Genomic DNA, 22932 nt, shown 5'->3' with positions numbered 1-22932 from the left:
GGCATTCGGAGTTTGGCTGACATTGCTAAGATTGTAGTCCCGCTCAACCAACCAGTCGCTCTACCTCCACCAAGCTATAATACGACGCTGCACCTAAATGCATTTCGGGGAGAACCAGCTATCACGGAGTTTGATTGGCCTTTCACCCCTACCCACAGCTCATCCCCGCAGTTTTCAACCTACGTGGGTTCGCGCCTCCACAACCTCTTACAGCTGCTTCACACTGGCCATGGGTAGATCACCCCGCTTCGGGTCCAGGACATGCCACTTTACACCCCATTAGGATTCGGTTTCCCTACGGCTACCCCACACGGGTTAACCTCGCGACATGCCGCTGACTCGCAGGCTCATTCTTCAAAAGGCACGCCATCACACACAAACGGTGCTCTGACGGATTGTAAGCACATGGTTTCAGGAACTATTTCACTCCCCTCCCGGGGTACTTTTCACCATTCCCTCACGGTACTCATACACTATCGGTCACACTGAGTATTTAGGCTTACCGGGTGGTCCCGGCAGATTCACAGCAGATTCCACGAGCCCGCTGCTACTCGGGCAACCCAACAACCCACATGCCATTGTCTTCAACTACAGGACTCTCACCTTCTCCGGCAGGTAATTCCAAACCACTTCACCTAACAACAACACACGAGCGGACCATCAGTAGCTAGTCCACATTGGGGCCCACAACACCGCACACACAACCCCTACCAGGTATCACATGCACACGGTTTAGCCTCATCCACGTTCGTTCGCCACTACTAGCAGAATCATTATTATTTTCTCCTCCTACGGGTACTGAGATGTTTCACTTCCCCGCGTAAACCCCCACAACAGCTATGAATTCACTGAAGGGTAACCCCACATAACCAGGGCCAGGTTTCCCCATTCGGACATCCTCGGATCAACGCTTAATTGACAACTCCCCGAGGCTTAACGCAGCCTTTCACGTCCTTCATCGGCTCAGCATGCCAAGGCATCCACCATGCGCCCTTAATAACGAACACACAAACCACCCACACCAAAAAGCGCAGATGGCCACACAAGTGAACTTGACAAAAATTGATTAAAGAAAAAAGAAATCACACAAACACACACAAACAAACCACAAAAGCAATCCATCCGTGCGTGTTTAATGCTCGCGTCCACTATACAGTTCTCACACAACACCCCAACCACAACCTGCCAACATACACAGTGTCAACAAGACTCATGGTCAGGCACGAAAAAGGGGGATAATGCCCCAGACACCCAACAATGCACCAACATACAAACAACATATTTTTCGTTTAACTGTGCATGGACAACAGTGTGTCACAAAGCGCCATTCAAACACTCGGCTTGCCTCATCAGGTGTGTGTTTCACCCGGACAATTTTTCAATAATAAAAGTTGGCAGCATGACACTCGCATACTCAACCAACCAAGGGTGCAACTGCACCCGAATAATAAAAGCTCCTTAGAAAGGAGGTGATCCACCCGCACCTTCCGGTACGGGTACCTTGTTACGACTTCGTCCCAATCGCCGATCCCACCTTCGACGGCTCCCTAACAAGTTTGGGCCACCGGCTTCGGGTGTTACCAACTTTCATGACGTGACGGGCGGTGTGTACAAGGCCCGGGAACGTATTCACCGCAGCATTGCTGATCTGCGATTACTAGCGACTCCGACTTCATGGGGTCGAGTTGCAGACCCCAATCCGAACTAAGGCCGGCTTTCAGCGATTCGCTCCACCTCACAGTGTCGCTGCGCGTTGTACCGACCATTGTAGCATGTGTGAAGCCCTGGACATAAGGGGCATGATGATTTGACGTCATCCCCACCTTCCTCCGAGTTGACCCCGGCAGTCTCTCATGAGTCCCCAACCAAATGCTGGCAACATAAGACAAGGGTTGCGCTCGTTGCGGGACTTAACCCAACATCTCACGACACGAGCTGACGACAACCATGCACCACCTGTACACCAGCCACAAAGGGAAAGACTATCTCTAGCCCAATCCGGTGTATGTCAAGCCCAGGTAAGGTTCTTCGCGTTGCATCGAATTAATCCACATGCTCCGCCGCTTGTGCGGGCCCCCGTCAATTCCTTTGAGTTTTAGCCTTGCGGCCGTACTCCCCAGGCGGGGCGCTTAATGCGTTAGCTACGGCACGAAAGTCGTGAAAAGACCCTCACACCTAGCGCCCACCGTTTACGGCATGGACTACCAGGGTATCTAATCCTGTTCGCTACCCATGCTTTCGCTCCTCAGCGTCAGTAACTGCCCAGTAACCTGCCTTCGCCATCGGTGTTCCTCCTGATATCTGCGCATTTCACCGCTACACCAGGAATTCCAGTTACCCCTACAGTACTCAAGTTATGCCCGTATCGCCTGCACGCCCGGAGTTAAGCCCCGGAATTTCACAGACGACGCGACAAACCACCTACGAGCCCTTTACGCCCAGTAATTCCGGACAACGCTCGCACCCTACGTATTACCGCGGCTGCTGGCACGTAGTTAGCCGGTGCTTCTTATCTAGGTACCGTCACAAAAAGCTTCGTCCCTAGCGAAAGGAGTTTACAACCCGAAGGCCGTCATCCCCCACGCGGCGTCGCTGCATCAGGCTTGCGCCCATTGTGCAATATTCCCCACTGCTGCCTCCCGTAGGAGTCTGGGCCGTATCTCAGTCCCAATGTGGCCGTCCACCCTCTCAGGCCGGCTACCCGTCGCCGCCTTGGTAGGCCATTACCCCACCAACAAGCTGATAGGCCGCGAGCTCATCCTACACCGAAAAAACTTTCCAACCATCACACTAAAAATGGCTCCTATCCGGTATTAGACCCAGTTTCCCAGGCTTATCCCGAAGTGCAGGGCAGATCACCCACGTGTTACTCACCCGTTCGCCACTCGAGTACCCTGCAAGCAGGGCCTTTCCGTTCGACTTGCATGTGTTAAGCACGCCGCCAGCGTTCGTCCTGAGCCAGGATCAAACTCTCCACAAAAAAATTTCAGAACAACATCCGAAACAGGCCGTGAAAAGCCCGAAACCCAACAAAAGAACAAACCACCACAAACCACAAAAGCCTGTGCTGGCGTCCAAAAAATTACTACAAAGAAAAAATAAACAGTTCCCTCAACCCGACGGGGTCAAAAATAAGGAAACCAAAAAGTTGAACACAATCACATGCCAACCAATCCATCTCAATGCAGCCGAAACACCAAACAGCATTCAAAAAGGGTACGTGTTCCACATACCCAACCGGCACACACCAACCAACAAACCACCTAAAGGCCCATTGGCAGACAAACCAATCAACACACAACCATGCACACAAAAAATAAAAAGTACATTGGCACACTATTGAGTTCTCAAACATCATCCGCACACCACAAAAAAATTAACCTACCGTTAACCTCTCGTTGGCGGCTCGTACAAACCTACTCAACTCAATGAACCCTGTCAAATCCTTGAACCAAGTCCGTACAAAATTCGCAAAGAAGTAACCTCCCGGCTACCTCGCGGCGACTTCGATTAATGTAGTCCACCACAACCACACAACACAAACCTGCAGGACAGAATATAAAAATGAAAAATGACGTCCTTCCAACGAGTGGAATGGACGTCATCTACTGCTGTTTAGCTCAACTTAGCGCCAGCGAAGTTCTTCTTGCCTCGACGCAGAACGAGCCAGCTGTCATGCAGGAGGTCTTCTGCAGACGGCTCCCATTCGGCCGATTCGATGCGCTGGTTATTCACGTATGCGCCGCCTTCCTTGATGGTGCGGCGAGCAGCACCCTTGGAATCAGCCAACCCGCTGGCCACCAGTAGGTCAACAATGGTGCGCGGTTCGCCGGCGGCAATTTCCGCGACGGTGGTTTCAGCGAGCGCGCCGGCAAGGGTCTTCTCATCAAGCTCGGAGAGTTCCGCCTTACCGAATAGCGCCTGAGCGGCAAGCTCGACAGCCTTGGTTGCCTCTTCACCGTGAACCAGATCGGTCATCTCTTGCGCCAGGCGGCGCTGAGCGGCGCGCTTATAAGGCTCTTCTTCTACCGCACGCTCGTATTCGGCGATTTCCTCCTGCGTCAGGAAGGTGAACCAGCGCAGGTAGTCGATGACTACAGAGTCACCGGCATTGAGGAAGTACTGGTACCAGGAGTATGCGGAAGTCTTTTCCGGATCGAGCCAAAGCTTTCCGCCGCCAGTGGACTTGCCGAACTTCTGTCCGGAGGCGTCGGTAACCAGAGGCACCGTAAGGCCATGGACCTTGGCGCCATCGATACGACGGTTTAGGTCTACGCCAGAGACGATGTTGCCCCACTGGTCACCGCCGCCGATCTGCAATACGCAATCGCGCTCGCGCCGGAGCTGCACGAAGTCATTGGACTGCAGGAGCATGTAGGAAAACTCGGTGTAGGAAATGCCGTCGCCCTCGAGGCGCCGCTTGACGGTATCGCGATCCAGCATCGTATTAAGGGAGAAGTTCTTTCCTACGTCACGCAAAAAGTCGATGACGGACATGTTCATGGTCCAATCGGCGTTGTTGACCATGGTGGCAGCCTGCTGGCCGTCGAAATCGATGAACCGACGCAGCTGCCCCTTGATGGCTTCAAGGTTGTGGGCCAAGTCTTCCTCGCTCAGCATGGAGCGCTCGCCGACGTCGCGCGGATCACCAATAAAGCCAGTTGCGCCACCCGCCAATGCGATTGGGTGGTGTCCCGCCTTCTGAAAGCGGCGCAGCATGATAAGTGGGACCAAGTGGCCTGCATGAAGGGAGTCACCCGTGGGGTCGAACCCACAGTACAGCGCGATGGGGTTCTCACATGCCTCGCGCAGGGCCTCAAGATCGGTGGACTGGTTGATCAGTCCACGCCATTGCAGTTCATCGATGATATTCATGGGGGTCTTTCTAAAAGTCGAAGTTAAGCTGGCCATTTCTGGGCGTGGTCTACAAGCATCACGGGGATGTCATCCTCAATGGGATAGGCAATGCCCAGCCGCTCGTTGACGAGGACCTGTTTATCTTCCAGATATGTCAAAGGGCCCTTGTCTTGCGGGCAGACAAGGACCTCTAGCAACTTCGGGTCAAGACTCATGCGTCTTATCTTAGCGGGTAGAGGAAGAAGTTGGATCCCTCTACCCCACCTTCGACTTAGAGCAGGGATGGAACGTTTGCAACCAGGGAGAAGAGATCCTTCGGGTCATCCGGGTTGGCGATGATGTCGATCTCAGACTCCAAGTCGGTGCCCTTGACGGAATCGCGCAGGTAACGCAGGGCGGAGAAGTCGTTGATAGCGAATCCGACATCGTCGAAAAGCGTGATCTGCTCGTCGTCATCGCGGCCGGTGGCCTGGCCAGTGAGCACCTGGTAGAACTCGACAACCGGGAAGTCCTCCGGCTTCTGCTGGATTTCACCTTCGATGCGGGTCTGCTCTGGGAACTCTACGAAGACCTTGGACTTGTCCAGGATGGAGCTCTCCAGCTCGGTCTTGCCCGGGCAGTCACCGCCAACGGCATTGAGGTGGACGCCTGGGGCGACGTGGCGCTCAGCCAGAATCTGGTTCTGAGCCTTGTCAGCGGTACAGGTGGTGATGATGTCTGCACCCAAAACCGCCTCGTCGACGCTGGAACAAGCAGTGATATTAAAGCCCAGTGGCTCCAAGTTGCGCTTGAACTTTTCTACCGCCTCAGGGTCGATGTCATAGATGGTAATGTCCTCAATTCCCATAACGCCGCGGAAGCCAAGCGCCTGGAACTCGGACTGGGAGCCCGCACCAACCATGGCCATGCGCTTGGAATCCTTGCGTGCCAAGTGCTTTGCCACCATGGCGGAGGTAGCAGCAGTACGCAGTGCGGTAAGCAGCGTCATCTCGGCTTCGAAGGTGGGGTAACCATTGTCGACGTCGGCAAGCACGCCAAAGGCAGTAACGGTCTGGAAACCGCGAGCTGGGTTGGATGGGTGACCGTTCACGTACTTGAAGGAGTACTCCTTGCCATTGGAGGTAGGCATGAGCTCGATAACGCCGAACGGGGTGTGGGAGGCAACGCGCGGAATCTTGTCGAAGCGCTCCCACTCGCGGTAGTCGGCCTCAAGGTAGTCCACCATTCCGGTAATGATGTTTTCTACGCCTTCGCGCTGAATCCAGCGCGCCATATTCTCTACATCTACGAACTTAACAGCGTGGTTCATAAAGGTTCCTTTCTATTTCTTTGGGTGAAGGTCTGTTTGCGGTGCAGCCGGGAAGCTGGAGGTTGGCAGGTGCTTGGCCTTCCTCTCTTCCGCGATGGCGCGAATGCGGTCGCGCCATGCGTACCACATTGCCATAAAGACCGGAACGAGGAGCAGGGTCGATGCAAGTGCAAAGGTGCCGATTGGATAATCAAAGGCCATCAAGATAATGACTAGGCCAATGAAGATGAGCACTGCCCAGTCTCCGCCTTCGCCAAACGGCGAGCGGTATCCCGGTCGGGTGTAGCTTCCGCTCTTGGCCAGGCGCACAAATTTGAGGTGCGAGAGCGCAACTGCCGCCCAAGATGCCAATGTGCCCAAGGCTGCCAGGTTGAGCACGATTTCAAACGCCATCTCCGGCACCACATAGTTGAGGAAGACGCCTACCAAGCCCACCATGGCCGCCATGACGATGCCGCCGTAGGGCACGCCAGACTTGGACATGCGAGCGCCGAACTTCGGGCCGGAGCCGGAGGTGGACATGTTGTACATAATGCGGCCGGTGGAATACAGGCCGGCGTTGAGCGAGGAAATCGCAGCGGTGATAACGACAAGCTGGAAAATCGGGGCCGCCGCTCCTACGCCAAGGGACTCAAAGAAGGTCACGAATGGGGAAACATCAGCGACGTAGTCGGTGTACGGCAGCACGAGCGTGAGCAGCAGCACGGAGCCGAAGTAGAAAATCAGGATGCGCAGCAGCACGTTATTGACTGCACGCGGAATGTGCTTTTCTACATTCTTGGTCTCGCCGGAAGTGGTACCAACGAGCTCAATGCCGGCATAGGCGAAGACGACGCCCTGGACGACGATCACGGCTGGCATCAAGCCATTAGGTAACCAGCCGCCGGTGTCAGAAATGAGACTAAGGCCGGTCGGGTCGCCACTCGGGTGGCCAAAGATGAGGACGCCGATGGCTACCAACATGAAGATGATCAGCGCGACGATCTTAATCAAGGAGAACCAGTACTCCAGCTCGCCGAAGATCTTCACCGAGAGCATATTAAATACGAGGATGCCGCAGATGACCACGAGCGCAAGTAGCCACTGCGGGACGGAATCGAGCCACGAGGTGTACTGACTAAACCACTTGATGTAGATGGCGACGGCTGTGCCATCCGCCACTAGAGTCATGGCCCAGTTTCCCCAGTACAACCAGCCGGTGACGAAAGCTGTCTTCTCGCCATAAAACTCGCGGGCATAGGACACGAAGGAGCCGGAGCTGGGGCGATAGACGATGAGCTCGCCAAGTGAGCGCAAGATGATGTAGCCGAAGAAGCCACATACGAGGTACAGCACGGCGAGGAAGGGGCCTGCGTCCTGCAGGCGGCCGCCGGTGCCCAGGAGAAGGCCGGTACCGATTGCGGAACCGATGGCAATCATCTGCAGCTGGCGATTGCCCATTCCCTTTTGCAGGCCATGGTCTTCCGAAGCGTAGACCGCCTTTTCATTCTCGTGTGGCCCAGCTGGAGTGGGCGGAGAATTTACTGTCATAGGAGAGATCGTCCTTTCATTACGGTGAATGAGTCTGTTAGGTCACATTCCCTGCAAGAATACTAACGCACCACACTGTTACCCATGTCACCACTACCCCCGTTGTGTTCAACAATGCAGTTGACAGGTTGGGAATGGGGGTCAATCTCCCACCCCCGCAGCGAGATAAAAAAGAACCGCATGGCCGAAGACCATGCGGTTTCTAAAGCGCACCGAGAATTAGCGCAGCGGCTTCTGCGCCCACGAGCGAGCAGCCGCGGCACGCTGGCGGACAGTCTCGCGCTGCTCAGCCACGCGGACACCAGCGGTGCCGCCCTTGGTGGCACGAGAGGCCACTGCCCCGTCGATGGTGAGTACTTCACGGACGCTAGGCTTTAGCCGCTTGTCGACGCCCGCCAACTCCTCATCGGTGAGCTCCACTAGGTCAACTCCCCGCTCCTCAGCGATGCGCACGCAGGCGCCGGACGCTTCGTGCGCCTCGCGGAAAGGAACGCCTTGGCGAACCATCCATTCGGCCAAGTCGGTAGCCAACGTGAACCCGCGCGGGGCAAGTTCGCGCATGCGGTCCTCGTGGAAAGTCAGCGTGGACACCAGTCCGGTCATTGCCGGCAGCAGCAGGTTAAGCTGCGCCACCGAATCAACGATGGGCTCCTTATCTTCCTGCAGGTCGCGGTTATAGGCCAGCGGCTGTGCCTTCAGCGTAGACAGGAGGCCAGTGAGGTTACCGATAAGGCGTCCAGTCTTGCCGCGGGTGAGTTCCGGAACGTCCGGATTCTTCTTTTGCGGCATGATGGACGAGCCGGTCGACCATGCATCATCCAGGGTGACGTATCCGTATTCCGGCGTGCACCAGTAGATAATTTCTTCCGAAAGTCGGGACATGTCGACGGCAATCTGGGCCAGCACGAATGCGGTTTCGGAGGCGAAGTCACGAGCCGCAGTGCCATCCAAGGAGTTCTCTGCGGCGGCATCGAAGCCGAGCTCTTCCGCAATGGCTTCCGGATCCAGTTGCAAGGAGGAGCCGGCTAGAGCGCCAGAGCCGTAGGGCGATACCGCCAAGCGCTTATCCAGGTCCTGCAGTCGCTCGATATCGCGCAGAAGTGGCTGCGCATGCCCCAAAAGTTCATGCGCCAACAGAACTGGCTGTGCCGCCTGCGAATGGGTTTTGCCCGGCATGATGGCGTCCGGATGGGCAGCGGCCTGATCGGCCAAGGCATCCACCAAGTCACTCACCTGAGCCGCGGTATCGCGAATGGCATCACGTACCCACATGCGAAACAGGGTTGCGACCTGGTCATTACGGGAACGGCCGGCGCGCAGGCGACCGCCTACCTCTGGGCCTACAATCTCTATGAGCCCGCGCTCCATCGCACCGTGGACGTCCTCGTCCGTTGGTGCTGGGCGGAACTCACCGGAGGCCACCTTCTCCCCTAGCTCAGTGAGGCCGGAGAGCATGGTGTCCAAGTCGACGTCGGAAAGCAGGCCCGCTTTGTGCAGCACCTTGGCATGCGCCTTGGAGGCTAGGACGTCATATGGTGCCAGCACCCAGTCAAAGTGAGTGGATACAGAGAGGGCAAACATAGCCTCAGACGGTCCGCCGGAGAAGCGGCCGCCCCATAGGGCGCCCTCATTAGTCTTATGCGGTTCCATGTGCTCCTACTTCTGCGCGCTGGTGGGGAAACCACCGTCGCGGTCACGCTGGTTGGAGATCTGGGTGGACAGGCCGTGTAGCTGCACAAAGCCCTTAGCCGCGGTCTGGTCGAAGGTATCGCCAGTGTCATAAGTAGCCAGGTCGAAGGAATACAGCGACTGGCCGGAACGGCGTCCGGTGACCGTGGCGGTGCCGGCATGCATGCTCAGGCGGATATCGCCGGTGACGTTTTCCTGGGACTCCTCAACGAAGGCATCCAGGGAACGCTTCAGCGGCGAGTGCCAGAGGCCGTCATAGACCTCCTCGGACCAGCGGGCATCGGTCAAGCGCTTGTAGCGGGCCAACTCGCGCTCCACGGTGACATCCTCCAGCGCCTCGTGGGCCTGGATGAGGACCATAGCGCCTGGAGCCTCATAGACCTCACGGGACTTAATGCCTACCAAGCGGTCCTCCACCATATCCAGACGGCCAATGCCCTGCGCACCAGCGCGGCGGTTGACCTCTTCAATAACCTGCAGCGGGGACATCTTCTGGCCATCGACTGCCACCGGGATGCCCTTTTCAAAGGAGATGATGATTTCATCCGGGGCATTACCCAGGCCTGGGTCCTCGGTATAGGCGTAGAGATCCTTCGTTGGCGGGTTCCACAGATCCTCGAGGAATCCGGTCTCTACCGCGCGGCCCCACAGGTTCTGATCGATGGAAAATGGCGAGGAAGCGGATTGCTCAATCGGCAGGTTAATCTCTTCCGCAAAGGCGATGGCTTTATCGCGGGTCCACGCATAATCGCGTGCAGGGGCGATGATTTCGAGGGAAGGATCCTGGGCGCGGAAGGAAACCTCGAAGCGTACCTGGTCATTACCCTTGCCGGTGCAGCCGTGGGAGACGTGGGTGCCGCCGAATTCCTGGGCCGCTTTCACCAAGTGCTTGGTAATGAGGGGGCGGGAAATAGCCGATACCAGCGGGTACTGCTTCATGTACATGCCGTTTGCCTTGATGGTGGGAACACAGTATTCCTCTGCAAACTCATCCTTGGCATCGATAACGATGGACTCTACGGCACCGCAGTCAAGTGCACGCTGGCGAACCGATTCCATATCTTCGCCGCCCTGGCCCAAGTCCAGGGAAACGGCGACAACATCACCACCGGTCATTTTTGCCAGGTATGGGATGGCAACGGAAGTATCAAGGCCACCAGAGTAAGCCAAGACTACGCGTGCGGACATGGTTAATCTCCTTGTTCTATTGGAAACAATTCATCTAAGTACATAATATACGATGGTGATCTGGATTGCCACCACCACCGTCTAAATATTCCGCGTGGTAAGCGTCACCGCCAGATCTGCGCCCGTGACGCCCTCGCGCGCCAAGACGAAGATGGTGTCATCTCCGGCGATGCAACCGATGACATCGTGCAGCCCCACCCTGTCAATAAAGCTGGCAAGGTACTGGGCCGCACCGGCTGGAGTGCGCAGCATGGCTATATTGCCGGAAGAATCATGGGATACCACCAGCTCATCGAGCATGCGGCGCAGCTTTTCACGGGGGCCGCCCACTTGGTCTTCAAATTGCTCCAGTTCACCGCCGACCACGTAGTAGGAACGACCACCATCACGTTTTACCTTCTTCGCTCCCAACTCATCCAAGTCACGGGACAAAGTGGCTTGCGTGATGTCGATGCCGTCTGCGAGAAGAAGCTCGGATAGTTGCACCTGGCTGGTGACGCGATTGCGATCCAGAATCTCCAGGATCTTGGCCTGCCGAGCATTGCGGGTGGTCGGGGTGTTCATTACTTAGTTGATCTCCTTATTTATTTCGAGCAACCAGACAAGAAGCGCTTTCTGCGCATGCAGGCGGTTCTCCGCTTCATCAAAGACGCGCGACTGTGGTCCATCAATTACCTCAGCCGTGACCTCATTTCCACGGTACGCCGGCAAACAATGTAAGAATATTGCATCCTTATGCGCTTTGCTCATTATGGTCGAATCAACCTGATATGGCAGGAACGGCGTACGCCTATCGCGGCCATCATTTTCCTGCCCCATAGAGATCCACGTATCTGTAATGACAACGTCTGCGCCTTCAACTTCATTAACGTCATCAGTAATGGTGATATTGCCCCGCTTGCGCGCGCGGTCGACGAATTCCTGGCGCGGCTGGAATCCTTCGGGCGCGATAATAGAGACGTCCATGCCGGCCGTGGCGAAGCCAATCATGTAGGAGTTAGCCATATTATTATCGCCATCGCCCAAGTAGACAGCCTTTTTACCCTTGAGGTCACCCAAATTCTCGCGACAGGTCAGCAGGTCAGCCAAAATCTGGCAGGGATGCAGGTCGTCGGAAAGCGCATTGACCAGAGGAACGGTAGTAGTCTCCGCCATCTGGAGAAGGTTGTCATGGTCAAAGGTGCGCCACACGATTGCCTCCACGTACCGCGAAAGCACCGCGGCCGTGTCTTGGTAGGACTCCCCTTTGCCCATCTGAGTCGTAGAAGTATCGACGGTAATGCCCTTGCCGCCCATATTCGCTACTGCGGTTTCAAAGGAAAAGCGGGTACGCGTAGACGTTTTATCAAAGAGCACCGCCACGGTCTTTGGCCCCTCTAGTGGGCGCTCCGCAAAGGGATCCTTCTTGAGCTTTTCAGCTAGGTCCAAAATGGTTGCTTGTTCTTGTGGGCTGAGATCGTCGTCAGCCAGAAAGTGTCGCAGGCTCATGCCAGGTCCTCCATTATCGTCCGAAGTGTTGTCAGTGCTGTGTCTAGTTCGTTGTGGGAAATAACCAAGGGTGGGGTGAGGCGGAGTACATTCTCACTGGGCGCGTTGAGGATGAGCCCCTGTGCAAGTCCGCCGCGCACGGCCTGCTTAGCCACAGGTTCTGCTAAAACAACGCCGAGCATCAGTCCGCGGCCCCGTACGCGTTCTACAAGCGGCAATTTTTCAATCTCTTGCCGCAGATAGTCACCCTTATGAGTAACTTCCGCAAGAAATTCCGCATCCACGTATCCGGTGGCGCCTGCTATTGCTACTGAAATCGTCATAGGGGCGACTATAGCAATAAATACACTCGTCCGTATGTTATTCATGTAAATTGTGAATATTGCCTGGTTAATGCAGCACCAGAAATGAAAAAATGCATGAAAAAAGGGGCGGTGAGGTAAATCTCACCGCCCCTTCCTAGGGCCTAGCTATGCGCGCATCTCTGCACCCAGGCGCTGCTTAGCCAGCTCCGCTGCCGCCGTGCGGTGCTCGTTGACTTCCTCATCGGTCAAGGTGCGATCCGCTGCGCGGAACAGCAGCTGGAAGGCCAAGGACTTCTTGCCCTCACCCAACTGCTCGCCACGGAAAATGTCGAAGAGCTCGACGGACTCGATGAGTTCGCCCGCCCCCTCTTCCACGGTGGCGCGCACGCGCTCTGCTGGGACGTCTTCATCCACCACGAGCGCAATGTCCTGGTGCAACGCTGGGAAGGAGGACAGTACCGGCGCAGGGAACTTCTCTTCCAATGGCATAGCGGTAACGTCCAGCTCCATAGCGCAAGTACGCGCCGGCAAGTTCAGCGCTTCCAGAACCTGCGGGTGAAGCTCACCGGCATGGCCCAAGACCACATCAGTGCCAGCCACCTTCACGGCAGCGCAGCGGCCTGGGTGCCAGGGAAGAACGTGCGCTGCCTCCAGCTCGATATCCACACCGGCGGCGCGGGCGACCTGGCGGGCGGATTCGATGGCGTCGGCGTAGCTATATGCGCGTCCTTCGCCCCACGGGCCCTCATGCTCGATATTGCCGGTGGCCACCGTTGCAACGTGCAGCGGCTGCTCAGGAAGGGTATCCAGAAGTTCGGAAACAACCTGATCGGAAGGTCGCTGCTCCACGGAAGGCATAGGCGAGGCCTTGGCGCGCTTGAATGCCACTTGCTGCAGACCATACAGGGCGAGGTCGCTGCGGCCACGCGCAACATTGCGGCCGATGGCCTCCAGCATGTTCGGAAGCAGAGTCGTGGACAAGACGGCCTTATCTGCCTCAAGCGGATTCTGCACCTCTACGGTGCGGCGGCGAGCATCATCCTTGTCCAAGCTCCACACATCAAAGGTGTCGTTGGCCACGAACGGGGCCGGCAATACCTCTGCATAACCGGCATAGGCCAGGCCGTGGCCAATAGCGCGGCGACGCTTCTGTGCTGGGGTGAGACCGCGACCGCCGGCTGGAGTAGGCAGGACAGTGGGAATGTCCTCCAGGCCCTCAAGACGTAGTACCTCTTCGATGAGGTCAACATCCATGGAGATATCGGTGCGCCACGTAGCGGGCGTTACCTGCAGCATGTCTCCCTCATCGGCGACAGTGCAGCCGACTTCCTCGAGGCGGGAAATAACGGTCTCACGGGAGTAGTCTACGCCGGCATACTCGCTGGCCTTTGCGGTGCGCAGGGCAATGGGCTCGCGCTTGGCGACGTCCCCGATAAGCGTCCGGCCTTCCTCAATGGTGCCGCCCGCCAGCTGCTGCAAGAGCGCACAGGCGGTGTCTAGAGCGACCTCGACGACCGCTGGATCCACGCCACGCTCGAAGCGGCGGGAGGACTCGGACGACAACTTATGGCGGCGGGAGGTGCGCGCCACGGTAATCGGATCCCAGATAGCGGATTCGAAGACAACATCAGTGGTCTCCGCCGAGATTTCTGAGGTAGTACCGCCCATGACACCGGCCAGCGACTGAATGCCGTTGTCATCGCAGATAACCACATCTTCTGCAGAAAGCTCCCGCTTTACGTGATCCAAGGTCTCAAACTTCTCGCCTTCGTCGGCATTGCGGACAACGAGATTTCCTTGGATAACGTTGGCGTCAAAGGCATGCATTGGGGCGCCCAAAAGCAGCATCACGTAGTTAGTAATGTCCGTGGGCAGGTTTACGCTGCGCTGGCCGCAGAGCATGAGCTCGCGCTCTAGCCAGAACGGGGTGCGTGCCTGCGGGTCGATGCCGCTGACCTTGCGGAGGCCGAAACGCTGCGCCTTGGTCTCGGGGTTGAGAGTGACGTCGATAAGCGAGCCCTGCGCCGCTGGAACAGAAGAGGTATCAATGCCAGCAACGGACGGGTCTTCGGCAATATCGGCAAATTCTAGATCGAAAGCGGAGGCAATCTCACGGCTCAAACCACGCGCGGACAGGGCGTAGCCGCGATCCGGGGTGATGTTGACGTCAAAGTCGGTATCATGCAGCCCAATAACCGGGCGAGCATCCTCGCCTACCTTATCGGCGACGTCATCGCCCAAGACGATGATTCCGTTAGCCTGTGCGCCCAAACCGAGCTCAGCGCCGGAGCACAGCATGCCATTAGAGATGTGGTCGTAAGTCTCGCGCGCCGCAATCTTGAAGTCGCCAGGAAGCTCCGAGCCCGGAAGCGCCACAACGACATAGTCATTCAAACGGAAATTACGAGCACCGCAAATGATGCCCTGCAGCTCGCCCGTGCCATTAGCCTGGCCTACATTTACCTGGCAGTAGCGGATGGGCTTTTTGAACTGCGTAAGTTCCTCGATCTCTACCACCTGGCCGATGACCAGCGGACCGGTGCTCTCCGGAACGGCAGCGTAGCCCTCGGTTTCAAAACCGACGCGCACGAATCCGGAGTCCATATCGGCAGCGGAAACGTTCCAACCAGGGTTCTTAGCGCCCAGGATGCGGGTGACCCAGTCTTGGGAAATAAGCATTAGTGTGTCTATCCTTTCTGGGTTTTAGGCCTGTACGCCAAACGGCACGGTGAAGCGGACATCGCCTTCGACCATGTCGCGCATATCGGTCAAGCCATTGCGGAACTGCAGCGTGCGCTCGAGGCCCATGCCGAAGGCAAAGCCCGTGTATTCCTCTGGGTCAACGCCTACGGCGCGCAGCACATTGGGGTTCACCATGCCGCAGCCGCCCCACTCGATCCAACCGGCGCCGCCCTTCTTATTGGGGAACCACACATCAACCTCGGCAGAGGGCTCGGTGAACGGGAAGTAATTCACGCGCATGCGCGTCGTGGTCTCCGGACCGAACAGGACCTTGGCCAAGTGCTCCAGGGTGCCGCGCAGGTGAGCCATGGTCAGGCCCTTATCCACGGCCAAACCTTCTACCTGGTGGAAAACCGGGGTGTGGGTGGCATCCAGCTCATCGGTGCGGAATACGCGGCCGGGGCAAGCGATATACAGCGGCACATCGCGCTCCAGCATCGTGCGCACCTGTACTGGGGAGGTGTGCGTGCGTAGCACCTGCTTAGAGCCCTCGCCGGAGACGTGGAACGTATCCTGCAGGGTACGTGCTGGGTGGTCCGGCTTAAAGTTCAAAGCGTCGAAGTTAAAGTACTCTGCCTCGACCTCGGGGCCATCCGCGATTTCCCAGCCCATGCCGACGAAAATATCCGCAATGCGCTCAGACAATGCGGTAATTGGGTGAAGAGCACCAGTCTGGGTGCGAGTGGTGGGAATGGTGACGTCAACGGTCTCTGCTCGCAACTGCTCCTCGCGAGCCTTTTGCTCCAAGACATCCTTAACCTGGGCAAAGCGCTTTTCCATCTTGCCGCGGGCCATGTTGACAGCCTTGCCAGCACTCTTGCGCTGATCCTTGGGCAGCTGCCCCAATGACTGGCGAGCCTGCGGAATATAGCCGCCATCTCCTAGGTGCTCGCGGCGGGCTGCAGCCAGCTCATCGAGCGTTTCGGCTGCGTCGAAGGCTGCGATAGCCTTATCGGCCGCGGCCCCAAGAGCCTCTTCGGTCAATTCGATCTGCGGTGTATCCGACACGTACTTCGTACCTTCTTCTCGCGCGAAAACTAACGCGTGCAATCTTACTCTGTCCCGGCTAGCCCGACCGCCCCAGGGACCCCCTTTTCATTCGGGGTTCTACTTAGCTTCGCTCTTGGGCCTTTGCGGACTCATAAAGACAAATGCTGGCGGCTGTTGCCAGGTTGAGTGACTCCGCGCGGCCGCGCAGCGGAATACGCACCCGCATGTCAGCCTCTTCCAGCAATTCGCCGAGCCCATGCGCCTCGTTGCCAAAGAGCCACGCCGTTGGCTGAGACAAATCTGCCTCGGCTAGGTCTACCTCGCCATCGGCAGCCGTCGCCACGATCTGCATTCCCGACTTACGCAGCTGCCCCAAGACATCCTTAATATTGGGGTCTCGCGCTACCGGGACATGAAACAGCGAGCCAGCCGAAGCGCGCGCAACCTTGCAGCTGAGCGGGTCGACAGTCTCGCCCGCAAAAATTACTCCGTCTGCGCCCATGGCGTCGGAAGTTCTAATCAATGTACCTGCATTTCCCGGCTCCGAAGTAAGCACGGGAACGGAGACCAAACTTGGCTTGCCGTTAAGGATTTTGCCCGCGGACCACAGCACCGGCTTGCACAGCGCGAAAAGGCCGGTGGTGGTTGCGGTATCGGAAAGATGCTTAGCCGCTTTATCGGTGATGGGATGTACGTACACTCCCATGTATCCACAGGCGGTAATAATGTCACCGAAGCGTTCTGCGGCCTTTTCAGTGACGAAAACATCGACAGCAGCGCCAGTAGACACCGCGGCATCTACGGCGTTTTCTCCCTCAATCAGGAATTGCTTCGCCTTTTTCCGGTTAGCCGCACGGTGCAGCTTGGCTGCGTTAACAATGCGCGGGGTGCGTTCAGTAAAGGCAGAGTCAAAATCCAAATTCATGGCTCCTACCCTACCTACTAGTTGCCTAGCCCCAGACTCAGACCCAGCTGCGTATGCAAAACAAAAAATCCTGTTGCCCGTGTGGCAACAGGATCACAATGTTGAGTGCTACTTAGCTAGTGGCACGCCGCGGGCGTCCTTATCGTAATCTCCGGCGCCGGCAATGATCATGATGAACTCAATGAAGACCCAGATTCCGAGGATGGCCCAAAACGCGAATCCGAGCAAGAACCAGAAAGTAGCCCAGCCCAGGATATTAAGCACCAGCTGCGCTACGCCGAAGGTCGTGCGGCCGGTATAGAAGTTATGCGCGCCGAAGGAGCCCAAGAAGAAGCACAGAAGCACAGAAGCAAAGTCGCAATCCAAGACTTTTGCTGTCCCTGCGCCACATACTGCTGCTGCACCGGATAGGAACCCATATTCGGTTGTGGTGCATAGCCCTGGTTGTACTGCGGCTGGTAACCGGCCTGCTGGTTATAGGGGTTGTACTGCTGCCCCTGGTTGTTGTCATAGGACTGGCCAGAATACTCGCCATTTTCTGGTTGGTAGCTACCATTTGGGTTTGTCACAGGGAATCTGCTCCTTGGTCTCGGGGTCACTCGTGGTCTGGACTCAATGTAGCATGCGAGACCGAGCTCACTAGACAGATAGAGTGTAAAACGAACAAAGCCCGCTTCGCCCGGCACATAAGCCGGAGAAACGGGCGTTATATTCCTAGTGACTAGGCAGCCTTAGGAGCGTTGACGTCCTCAGGCAGAGCGGCCTTAGCAGCCTCGCACAGTGCGGAGAATGCCTCGAAGTCATTGACAGCAAGCTCAGCCAGGATCTTGCGGTCAACCTCGATCTCAGCCAGGCGCAGGCCGTGGATGAGGCGGTTGTAGGTGATGTCGTTCATGCGGGCAGCAGCGTTGATGCGCTGGATCCACAGCTTACGGAACTCAGACTTACGGGCGCGACGATCGCGGTAAGCATAAGTCATGGAGTGCAGCCACTGCTCCTTCGCCTTACGGTACAGGCGGGAACGCTGGCCGCGGTAGCCCTTAGCGGACTTCAAAATCGCGCGACGCTTCTTCTTTGCGTTAACTGAGCGCTTTACTCGTGCCACAGTGATACTTCCTTAATTCGAATTGTGATGGCGGATGTGGGTTGATTCGGCGCTATTATGCGCGGCCGAGCAGGCGCTTGACGCGCTTGGTGTCAGGCTGTGCGACTGCCTCGGTGCCCTTCAGGCGACGGGTACGCTTGGACGGCTTGCCCTCCAGCAGGTGGCGGCGGCCAGCCTGCTCACGGCGCAGCTTGCCGGAACCGGTCACCTTGATACGCTTTGCGGTGCCCTTGTGGGTCTTCTGCTTCATGAGTATTAAGTCCTTAAATCCTACGTGGAATCTGGTCTACTTCTTGCCCTTGCGAACCGGACCCAAGACCATGGTCATATTGCGACCATCCTGCTTGGGGCGGGACTCAACAACGCCAACTTCAGCGACGTCATCGGCCAAACGCTCCAAGAGGCGGAAACCCAGCTCCGGACGCGATTGCTCACGACCACGGAACATGATGGTCACCTTGACCTTGGATCCCTTCTCGAGGAAGCGAACTACGTTACCCTTCTTGGTCTCATAATCGTGATCATCGATCTTCGGGCGGAACTTCTGTTCCTTAACCACGGTCTGCTGCTGGTTCTTACGGGCTTCGCGAGCCTTCTGAGCCTGCTCGTACTTGAACTTGCCGTAGTCCATGATCTTGGCCACTGGGGGCTTTGCCTTCGGGGCTACCTCAACCAAGTCAAGGTCAGCCTCGTATGCAAGCTTGCGAGCATCATCGGTACGGACGATGCCCACCTGTTCACCACCGGGGCCTACCAAACGGACCTCGGGTACTCGGATACGCTCATTGATGCGAGCTTCAGCGCTGATTGTGGTTCTCCTCGATTAGGGGGTGTATGAGTAAGTAGTTCACCTACCGGGACCACAAACGAATCAAACCCGGTCTGCCAAAGACAGCCGGGAGTTCTCACAGTGCCAAGCACGAGTGCTTGGTTACCTTTACCTTTATCCTACGAACGGTGTTCGCGGCATCGGGTGGGAGAGACTCCGCTTGTGACCCACGAACCTCGACAAGGCGTCATGGGCGGTAGTGGCTTTGAGGATAGCAGCTTCTACCCTTTCCACCAAATCGCAACTCGCTTAGCTGTCCTTGCATTGAGCAGCTGGTTCAATGTTTCCCTTCTCTACCCCTTTATCAACGATGTCCACTAACTCATGGGCGAGATACTTTACCGCTGGCTCGGCTTTGGCATAGTCCTCGCCATCGGTAACCACAGATAACGCGACGCCGACGCGCTTGCCAGCAACCTCATGAACGCCAAATTGGCGGTAGGTGTACTCATTGTCGTCCTCGTCCAAGCCCCAGCCGCTCTTGGCGCGGGTTCGCTTCTCTTTCGACAGACCAATCTTCTGCCAAGCCACAATGTCTTTGAGCACCTTGTGGACGTAGTCCGCCTCCTCAATGCAGGGCAATTCAGCACCGAAGACTGCTTGGTCTTTCAATGACCACGTGGAGTAGCCGAAGGCGGTGTCATGGATATCCGCGTGCGATCCATAGTCTTCGAGCAATTCCTCGACTGCCTTATCGGCGGAGCCTTCGCGCCATTGCACCTGGGACCACAAGGAGTAGGCGGCATCGTTATCGGATTCCTTGATTGCCAGGTCGACCAAACTCTTATCCGCGCCGTCTTTCAGCGCCGCGATGGCGATAGGGACCTTTACCGTGGACCAGACGGGACCCTTGCCCTTATCGCCCACAGCAATGGTGTCATCGCCGGCCGAAATAGCGACCCCAACCTTGGCGTGGTACTTCCTTGCGGTCTTGTCTACTGCACGGTCAAGCTGAGTGCGCACTGAGTCCGGGTCAGGTGCCGGAGAGCTAGTTGACGGCGCTGGGACGTTTTCAGTTTCAGGATCGCCGGAGCAGGCGCTCACAGTAAGCAGAGTGAGCGCTGCCAGCAGGCTAACGCCGAGGCGGTAACTATTCACAGTGTCCCTACTTCAACATGTCCTTTAGGTACCTTCCGGTATAGGAGCCTTCCACCTGCGCAACATCTTCCGGGGTGCCCTGCGCGACTACGGTGCCGCCGCCGGCGCCGCCTTCCGGCCCCATATCCACTATCCAGTCCGCAGCCTTGATGACATCGAGGTTGTGCTCAATGATGAGCACCGAATTACCCTTGTCAACGAGGCCTTGGATAACCAACATCAGCTTGCGGATGTCCTCAAAGTGCAGACCAGTGGTCGGCTCGTCCAAGATGTAGATGGTCCTACCGTTGGTGCGCTTTTGCAGTTCCGAAGCGAGCTTAACGCGTTGCGCCTCACCGCCCGACAGCGTGGTTGCGGCTTGGCCGAGGCGAACGTAGCCCAAGCCGACGTCGACAAGCGTGGCAAGGTAGCGGTGAATCGAGTTGATGGGTTCGAAGAAGTCCGCTGCCTCAGAAATCGGCATGTCGAGAACCTCAGCGATGTTCTTTCCCTTGTAGTGCACCTCCAGGGTCTCGCGGTTATAGCGAGCGCCCTCACACACCTCACACGGAACATACACGTCCGGCAGGAAGTTCATCTCGATCTTGATGGTGCCATCGCCTTGGCATGCCTCGCAGCGCCCACCCTTGACGTTGAAGGAGAAGCGGCCGGCCTTGTAGCCGCGAACCTTGGCCTCCTGGGTTTCGGCAAAAAGGTTACGGATCTTGTCAAAGACGCCCGTATAGGTAGCCGGGTTGGAGCGCGGGGTACGGCCAATCGGGCTCTGGTCTACCTGGACTAGCTTATCCAGGTGCTCCACGCCCTCGACGCGCTTGGCCCGGCCGGGGACCTGCCGGGCACGATTGAGCTTATTGGCCAAAGTCTTGGCCAAAATCTCATTGACCACGGTGGATTTACCCGAGCCGGAAACGCCGGTAATGCACGCCAGCACTCCCAGCGGGATTTCGACGTTTATGCCCTTGAGGTTATTCTCGCGTGCCCCCACGACTTTCAGGGTGCGGTCCTTGTCGATCTCGCGGCGGTGATCCGGGACGGCGAGCACCTTTTTGCCAGATAGATACTGGCCAGTCAGGGACTCCTCTACCTTTTCAATTCCCGCCGGTTCGCCTTGGTAGACCACCTCTCCACCGTACTCACCGGCGCGCGGGCCCACGTCGACAAGCCAATCGGACTCCCGAATGGTGTCTTCATCATGCTCGACCACAATGAGGGTATTGCCAATATCGCGCAAACGCTGCAGGGTCTTAATAAGGCGCTGGTTATCGCGTTGGTGCAAACCAATGGAAGGCTCATCGAGCACATAAAGTACGCCGGCCAAACCAGAACCAATCTGCGTGGCTAGGCGAATGCGCTGCGCCTCGCCGCCCGAAAGCGTGGACGCACCGCGGTCCAAGGTCAGGTAATTCAGACCGACGTCCAGAAGGAAGCGCAACCGAGCCTGGGTTTCCTTGAGTACCGCACCGGCAATGATTTCCTCGCGGTGGCCCAGAACCAAAGAGTCCAGGAATTCAGAGGCATCTTCAATCGAAAGCGCACACAGCCCCGCAATGGACTGCTCACCGTGAGTAGTAGAAGCCAAGCGGACAGCCAAGATCTCCGGCTTCAAGCGCGTGCCTTTACAGGTGCTGCACGGCACGCGGCGGGTGTACTGCAGCAGGCGGTCCTTTTGGGACTGAGAATCGGTCGTTTCCAGCTTGCGGTGAATGAAACCGGTGGCACCCTCAAACGGCGCGGTCCAATTGCGTTGGCGCCCATAGCGGTTCTTGTAGCGAACCTGCACCTCCTCGTCCGTACCATAGATGAGCGCGTGGCGCTGCTCCTTAGTCAATTCGCTCACTGGCGTCTTAGGGTCAAAGCCCATTGCCTTACCCAGACCCTCCACTAGCTTGACAAAGTAACGGGAGTTGGGAGAAGAGTGCCACGGCTGGATCGCGTCAACCGCCGGGGCATCTGGGTCCGGAATAAGCAAGTCAACATCGACTTCCAGCTTCGTACCCAAACCATCACACACCGGGCAAGAACCAAACGGAGCATTGAAGGAAAAGGCCCGGGGCTCATACTCTTCAATGGTCAGCGTGTGACCATTAGGACAGGCGGCCTTCTCCGAGTACGTGTGGGTGAGCTCTTCCTTATCCACGAACTCTATGGTGACCAGTCCATCCGCCAAGCGCAGGGCCGTTTCCACCGAATCCGTTAAGCGTTGTTTCTGCGAGGCCTTTACCTGCAGGCGGTCAACCACTACCTCAATATTGTGCTTGATCTGCTTCTTGAGCTTGGGAGGATCGCTGAGCTGATGGGTCTCTCCATCCACTCGCACGCGGGAGTAACCCTGCGCCGAAAGATCCTGAAAAAGATCCACAAACTCGCCCTTGCGCTTACGAACTACCGGTGCAAGCACCTGGAACTTCAGCTTTTCTTCCAGATCCAGCACCGCATCCACAATCTGCTGCGGCGTTTGGCGCTCAATCACCGCATCACACTTTGGGCAGTGCGGCGTACCAGCACGGGAAAATAGCAAGCGCAGGTAGTCGTAGATCTCCGTAATCGTGCCCACCGTAGAGCGTGGATTATGGTTGGTGGATTTTTGATCAATGGACACTGCGGGTGACAGGCCATCAATAAATTCCACGTTGGGCTTGTCCATCTGCCCTAAGAACATGCGGGCATAAGAACTCAAGGATTCCACGTAGCGGCGCTGGCCTTCAGCGAAGATGGTGTCAAAGGCCAGCGAAGATTTACCGGAGCCGGATAGGCCGGTAAAAACAACCATTTTATCGCGGGGGATATCGATATCCACGCCCTTGAGGTTGTGCTCGCGGGCACCGCGCACCACCAAACGATCAGCCACTGTGCTCAGACCTCCAGTACTAGGGATTG

General features: G+C 56.9%; 18 protein-coding genes and 2 rRNA genes. All 20 read right to left on the bottom strand.

All coding sequences use genetic code 11. From position 1 onward, the window contains the following. A 23S ribosomal RNA gene (locus MHY24_RS04885) occupies positions 1-1007 on the bottom strand; the annotation flags it as partial. A gap of 455 nt (positions 1008-1462) precedes the next feature. After that, positions 1463-2980 (bottom strand): 16S ribosomal RNA (locus tag MHY24_RS04880). Positions 2981-3615: 635 nt separating this feature from the next. After that, on the bottom strand, positions 3616-4875 hold the full coding sequence (gene tyrS, locus MHY24_RS04875) for a tyrosine--tRNA ligase (RefSeq protein WP_239228561.1): 1260 nt from the start codon (positions 4873-4875) through the stop codon (positions 3616-3618). 23 nt (positions 4876-4898) lie between these two features. After that, entirely contained in the window at positions 4899-5072 is a 174-nt protein-coding gene (locus MHY24_RS04870; RefSeq protein ID WP_005323252.1) for a Trm112 family protein, read from the bottom strand. A 56-nt stretch (positions 5073-5128) separates the two neighbouring features. Next, complete coding sequence (locus MHY24_RS04865) at positions 5129-6166, bottom strand: ornithine cyclodeaminase (protein ID WP_005323253.1); 1038 nt, start codon at positions 6164-6166, stop codon at positions 5129-5131. Between the two features lie 12 nt (positions 6167-6178). Continuing rightward, the gene (locus tag MHY24_RS04860; protein WP_239228559.1) at positions 6179-7696 is read right to left on the bottom strand and encodes an amino acid permease; all 1518 of its coding nucleotides are present in this window, start codon (positions 7694-7696) and stop codon (positions 6179-6181) included. Between the two features lie 219 nt (positions 7697-7915). Beyond that, a complete protein-coding gene (gene argH / locus MHY24_RS04855) occupies positions 7916-9346 on the bottom strand; it encodes an argininosuccinate lyase (RefSeq protein WP_239228558.1) in 1431 nt (476 codons plus the stop codon). A 6-nt stretch (positions 9347-9352) separates the two neighbouring features. Beyond that, positions 9353-10573, bottom strand: coding sequence for an argininosuccinate synthase (locus MHY24_RS04850; protein WP_239228556.1), 1221 nt, complete (start codon positions 10571-10573; stop codon positions 9353-9355). An 81-nt stretch (positions 10574-10654) separates the two neighbouring features. Continuing rightward, entirely contained in the window at positions 10655-11137 is a 483-nt protein-coding gene (locus MHY24_RS04845; protein ID WP_005323257.1) for an arginine repressor, read from the bottom strand. Between the two features lie 3 nt (positions 11138-11140). Further along, positions 11141-12061, bottom strand: coding sequence for an ornithine carbamoyltransferase (argF, locus tag MHY24_RS04840; RefSeq protein WP_239228555.1), 921 nt, complete (start codon positions 12059-12061; stop codon positions 11141-11143). Beyond that, positions 12058-12384 carry an aminotransferase class III-fold pyridoxal phosphate-dependent enzyme gene (locus MHY24_RS04835; RefSeq protein ID WP_239228554.1) on the bottom strand — a complete coding sequence of 109 codons (327 nt, stop codon included), beginning with the start codon at positions 12382-12384 and terminating at the stop codon, positions 12058-12060. The genes argF and MHY24_RS04835 overlap by 4 nt, the downstream gene beginning before the upstream one ends. 147 nt (positions 12385-12531) lie before the next feature. After that, positions 12532-15045, bottom strand: coding sequence for a phenylalanine--tRNA ligase subunit beta (gene pheT / locus MHY24_RS04830; protein ID WP_239228552.1), 2514 nt, complete (start codon positions 15043-15045; stop codon positions 12532-12534). A gap of 24 nt (positions 15046-15069) precedes the next feature. After that, a complete protein-coding gene (gene pheS, locus MHY24_RS04825) occupies positions 15070-16116 on the bottom strand; it encodes a phenylalanine--tRNA ligase subunit alpha (RefSeq protein ID WP_239191338.1) in 1047 nt (348 codons plus the stop codon). A 103-nt stretch (positions 16117-16219) separates the two neighbouring features. Continuing rightward, on the bottom strand, positions 16220-17023 hold the full coding sequence (locus MHY24_RS04820) for an RNA methyltransferase (protein WP_204609205.1): 804 nt from the start codon (positions 17021-17023) through the stop codon (positions 16220-16222). A 108-nt stretch (positions 17024-17131) separates the two neighbouring features. Then, complete coding sequence (locus MHY24_RS04815; protein ID WP_239228551.1) at positions 17132-17389, bottom strand: NINE protein; 258 nt, start codon at positions 17387-17389, stop codon at positions 17132-17134. A gap of 355 nt (positions 17390-17744) precedes the next feature. Further along, positions 17745-18128, bottom strand: coding sequence for a 50S ribosomal protein L20 (rplT, locus tag MHY24_RS04810; RefSeq protein ID WP_005323264.1), 384 nt, complete (start codon positions 18126-18128; stop codon positions 17745-17747). Positions 18129-18183: 55 nt separating this feature from the next. Continuing rightward, on the bottom strand, positions 18184-18378 hold the full coding sequence (gene rpmI, locus MHY24_RS04805; protein WP_005323265.1) for a 50S ribosomal protein L35: 195 nt from the start codon (positions 18376-18378) through the stop codon (positions 18184-18186). Positions 18379-18414: 36 nt separating this feature from the next. Continuing rightward, positions 18415-18936 (bottom strand): translation initiation factor IF-3, encoded by a 522-nt coding sequence (gene infC, locus MHY24_RS04800; protein ID WP_080970442.1) that lies wholly within the window; start codon positions 18934-18936, stop codon positions 18415-18417. A gap of 270 nt (positions 18937-19206) precedes the next feature. Continuing rightward, positions 19207-20055 carry a hypothetical protein gene (locus MHY24_RS04795; RefSeq protein WP_239228549.1) on the bottom strand — a complete coding sequence of 283 codons (849 nt, stop codon included), beginning with the start codon at positions 20053-20055 and terminating at the stop codon, positions 19207-19209. A 7-nt stretch (positions 20056-20062) separates the two neighbouring features. Further along, positions 20063-22903, bottom strand: a complete 2841-nt coding sequence (gene uvrA, locus MHY24_RS04790; RefSeq protein WP_239228547.1) for an excinuclease ABC subunit UvrA — start codon at positions 22901-22903, stop codon at positions 20063-20065. Positions 22904-22932 lie beyond the last annotated feature (29 nt).

The organism is Corynebacterium sp. ACRPQ (genome assembly GCF_022347225.1).
Taxonomy (GTDB): Bacteria; Actinomycetota; Actinomycetes; order Mycobacteriales; family Mycobacteriaceae; genus Corynebacterium; species Corynebacterium tuberculostearicum_D.
Note: the sequence above shows the minus strand (reverse complement) of the source record. Positions and strands in the feature narration are given on the sequence as shown.

Excerpts from the sequence above, each read along its gene's own strand:
- tyrS (WP_239228561.1), bottom strand. The coding sequence starts at position 4,875 with ATGAATATCATCGATGAACTGCAATGGCGTGGACTGATCAACCAGTCC.
- MHY24_RS04870 (WP_005323252.1), bottom strand. The coding sequence starts at position 5,072 with ATGAGTCTTGACCCGAAGTTGCTAGAGGTCCTTGTCTGCCCGCAAGAC.
- MHY24_RS04865 (WP_005323253.1), bottom strand. The coding sequence starts at position 6,166 with ATGAACCACGCTGTTAAGTTCGTAGATGTAGAGAATATGGCGCGCTGG.
- MHY24_RS04860 (WP_239228559.1), bottom strand. The coding sequence starts at position 7,696 with ATGACAGTAAATTCTCCGCCCACTCCAGCTGGGCCACACGAGAATGAA.
- argH (WP_239228558.1), bottom strand. The coding sequence starts at position 9,346 with ATGGAACCGCATAAGACTAATGAGGGCGCCCTATGGGGCGGCCGCTTC.
- MHY24_RS04850 (WP_239228556.1), bottom strand. The coding sequence starts at position 10,573 with ATGTCCGCACGCGTAGTCTTGGCTTACTCTGGTGGCCTTGATACTTCC.
- MHY24_RS04845 (WP_005323257.1), bottom strand. The coding sequence starts at position 11,137 with ATGAACACCCCGACCACCCGCAATGCTCGGCAGGCCAAGATCCTGGAG.
- argF (WP_239228555.1), bottom strand. The coding sequence starts at position 12,061 with ATGAGCCTGCGACACTTTCTGGCTGACGACGATCTCAGCCCACAAGAA.
- MHY24_RS04835 (WP_239228554.1), bottom strand. The coding sequence starts at position 12,384 with ATGACGATTTCAGTAGCAATAGCAGGCGCCACCGGATACGTGGATGCG.
- pheT (WP_239228552.1), bottom strand. The coding sequence starts at position 15,045 with ATGCTTATTTCCCAAGACTGGGTCACCCGCATCCTGGGCGCTAAGAAC.
- MHY24_RS04820 (WP_204609205.1), bottom strand. The coding sequence starts at position 17,023 with ATGAATTTGGATTTTGACTCTGCCTTTACTGAACGCACCCCGCGCATT.
- rpmI (WP_005323265.1), bottom strand. The coding sequence starts at position 18,378 with ATGAAGCAGAAGACCCACAAGGGCACCGCAAAGCGTATCAAGGTGACC.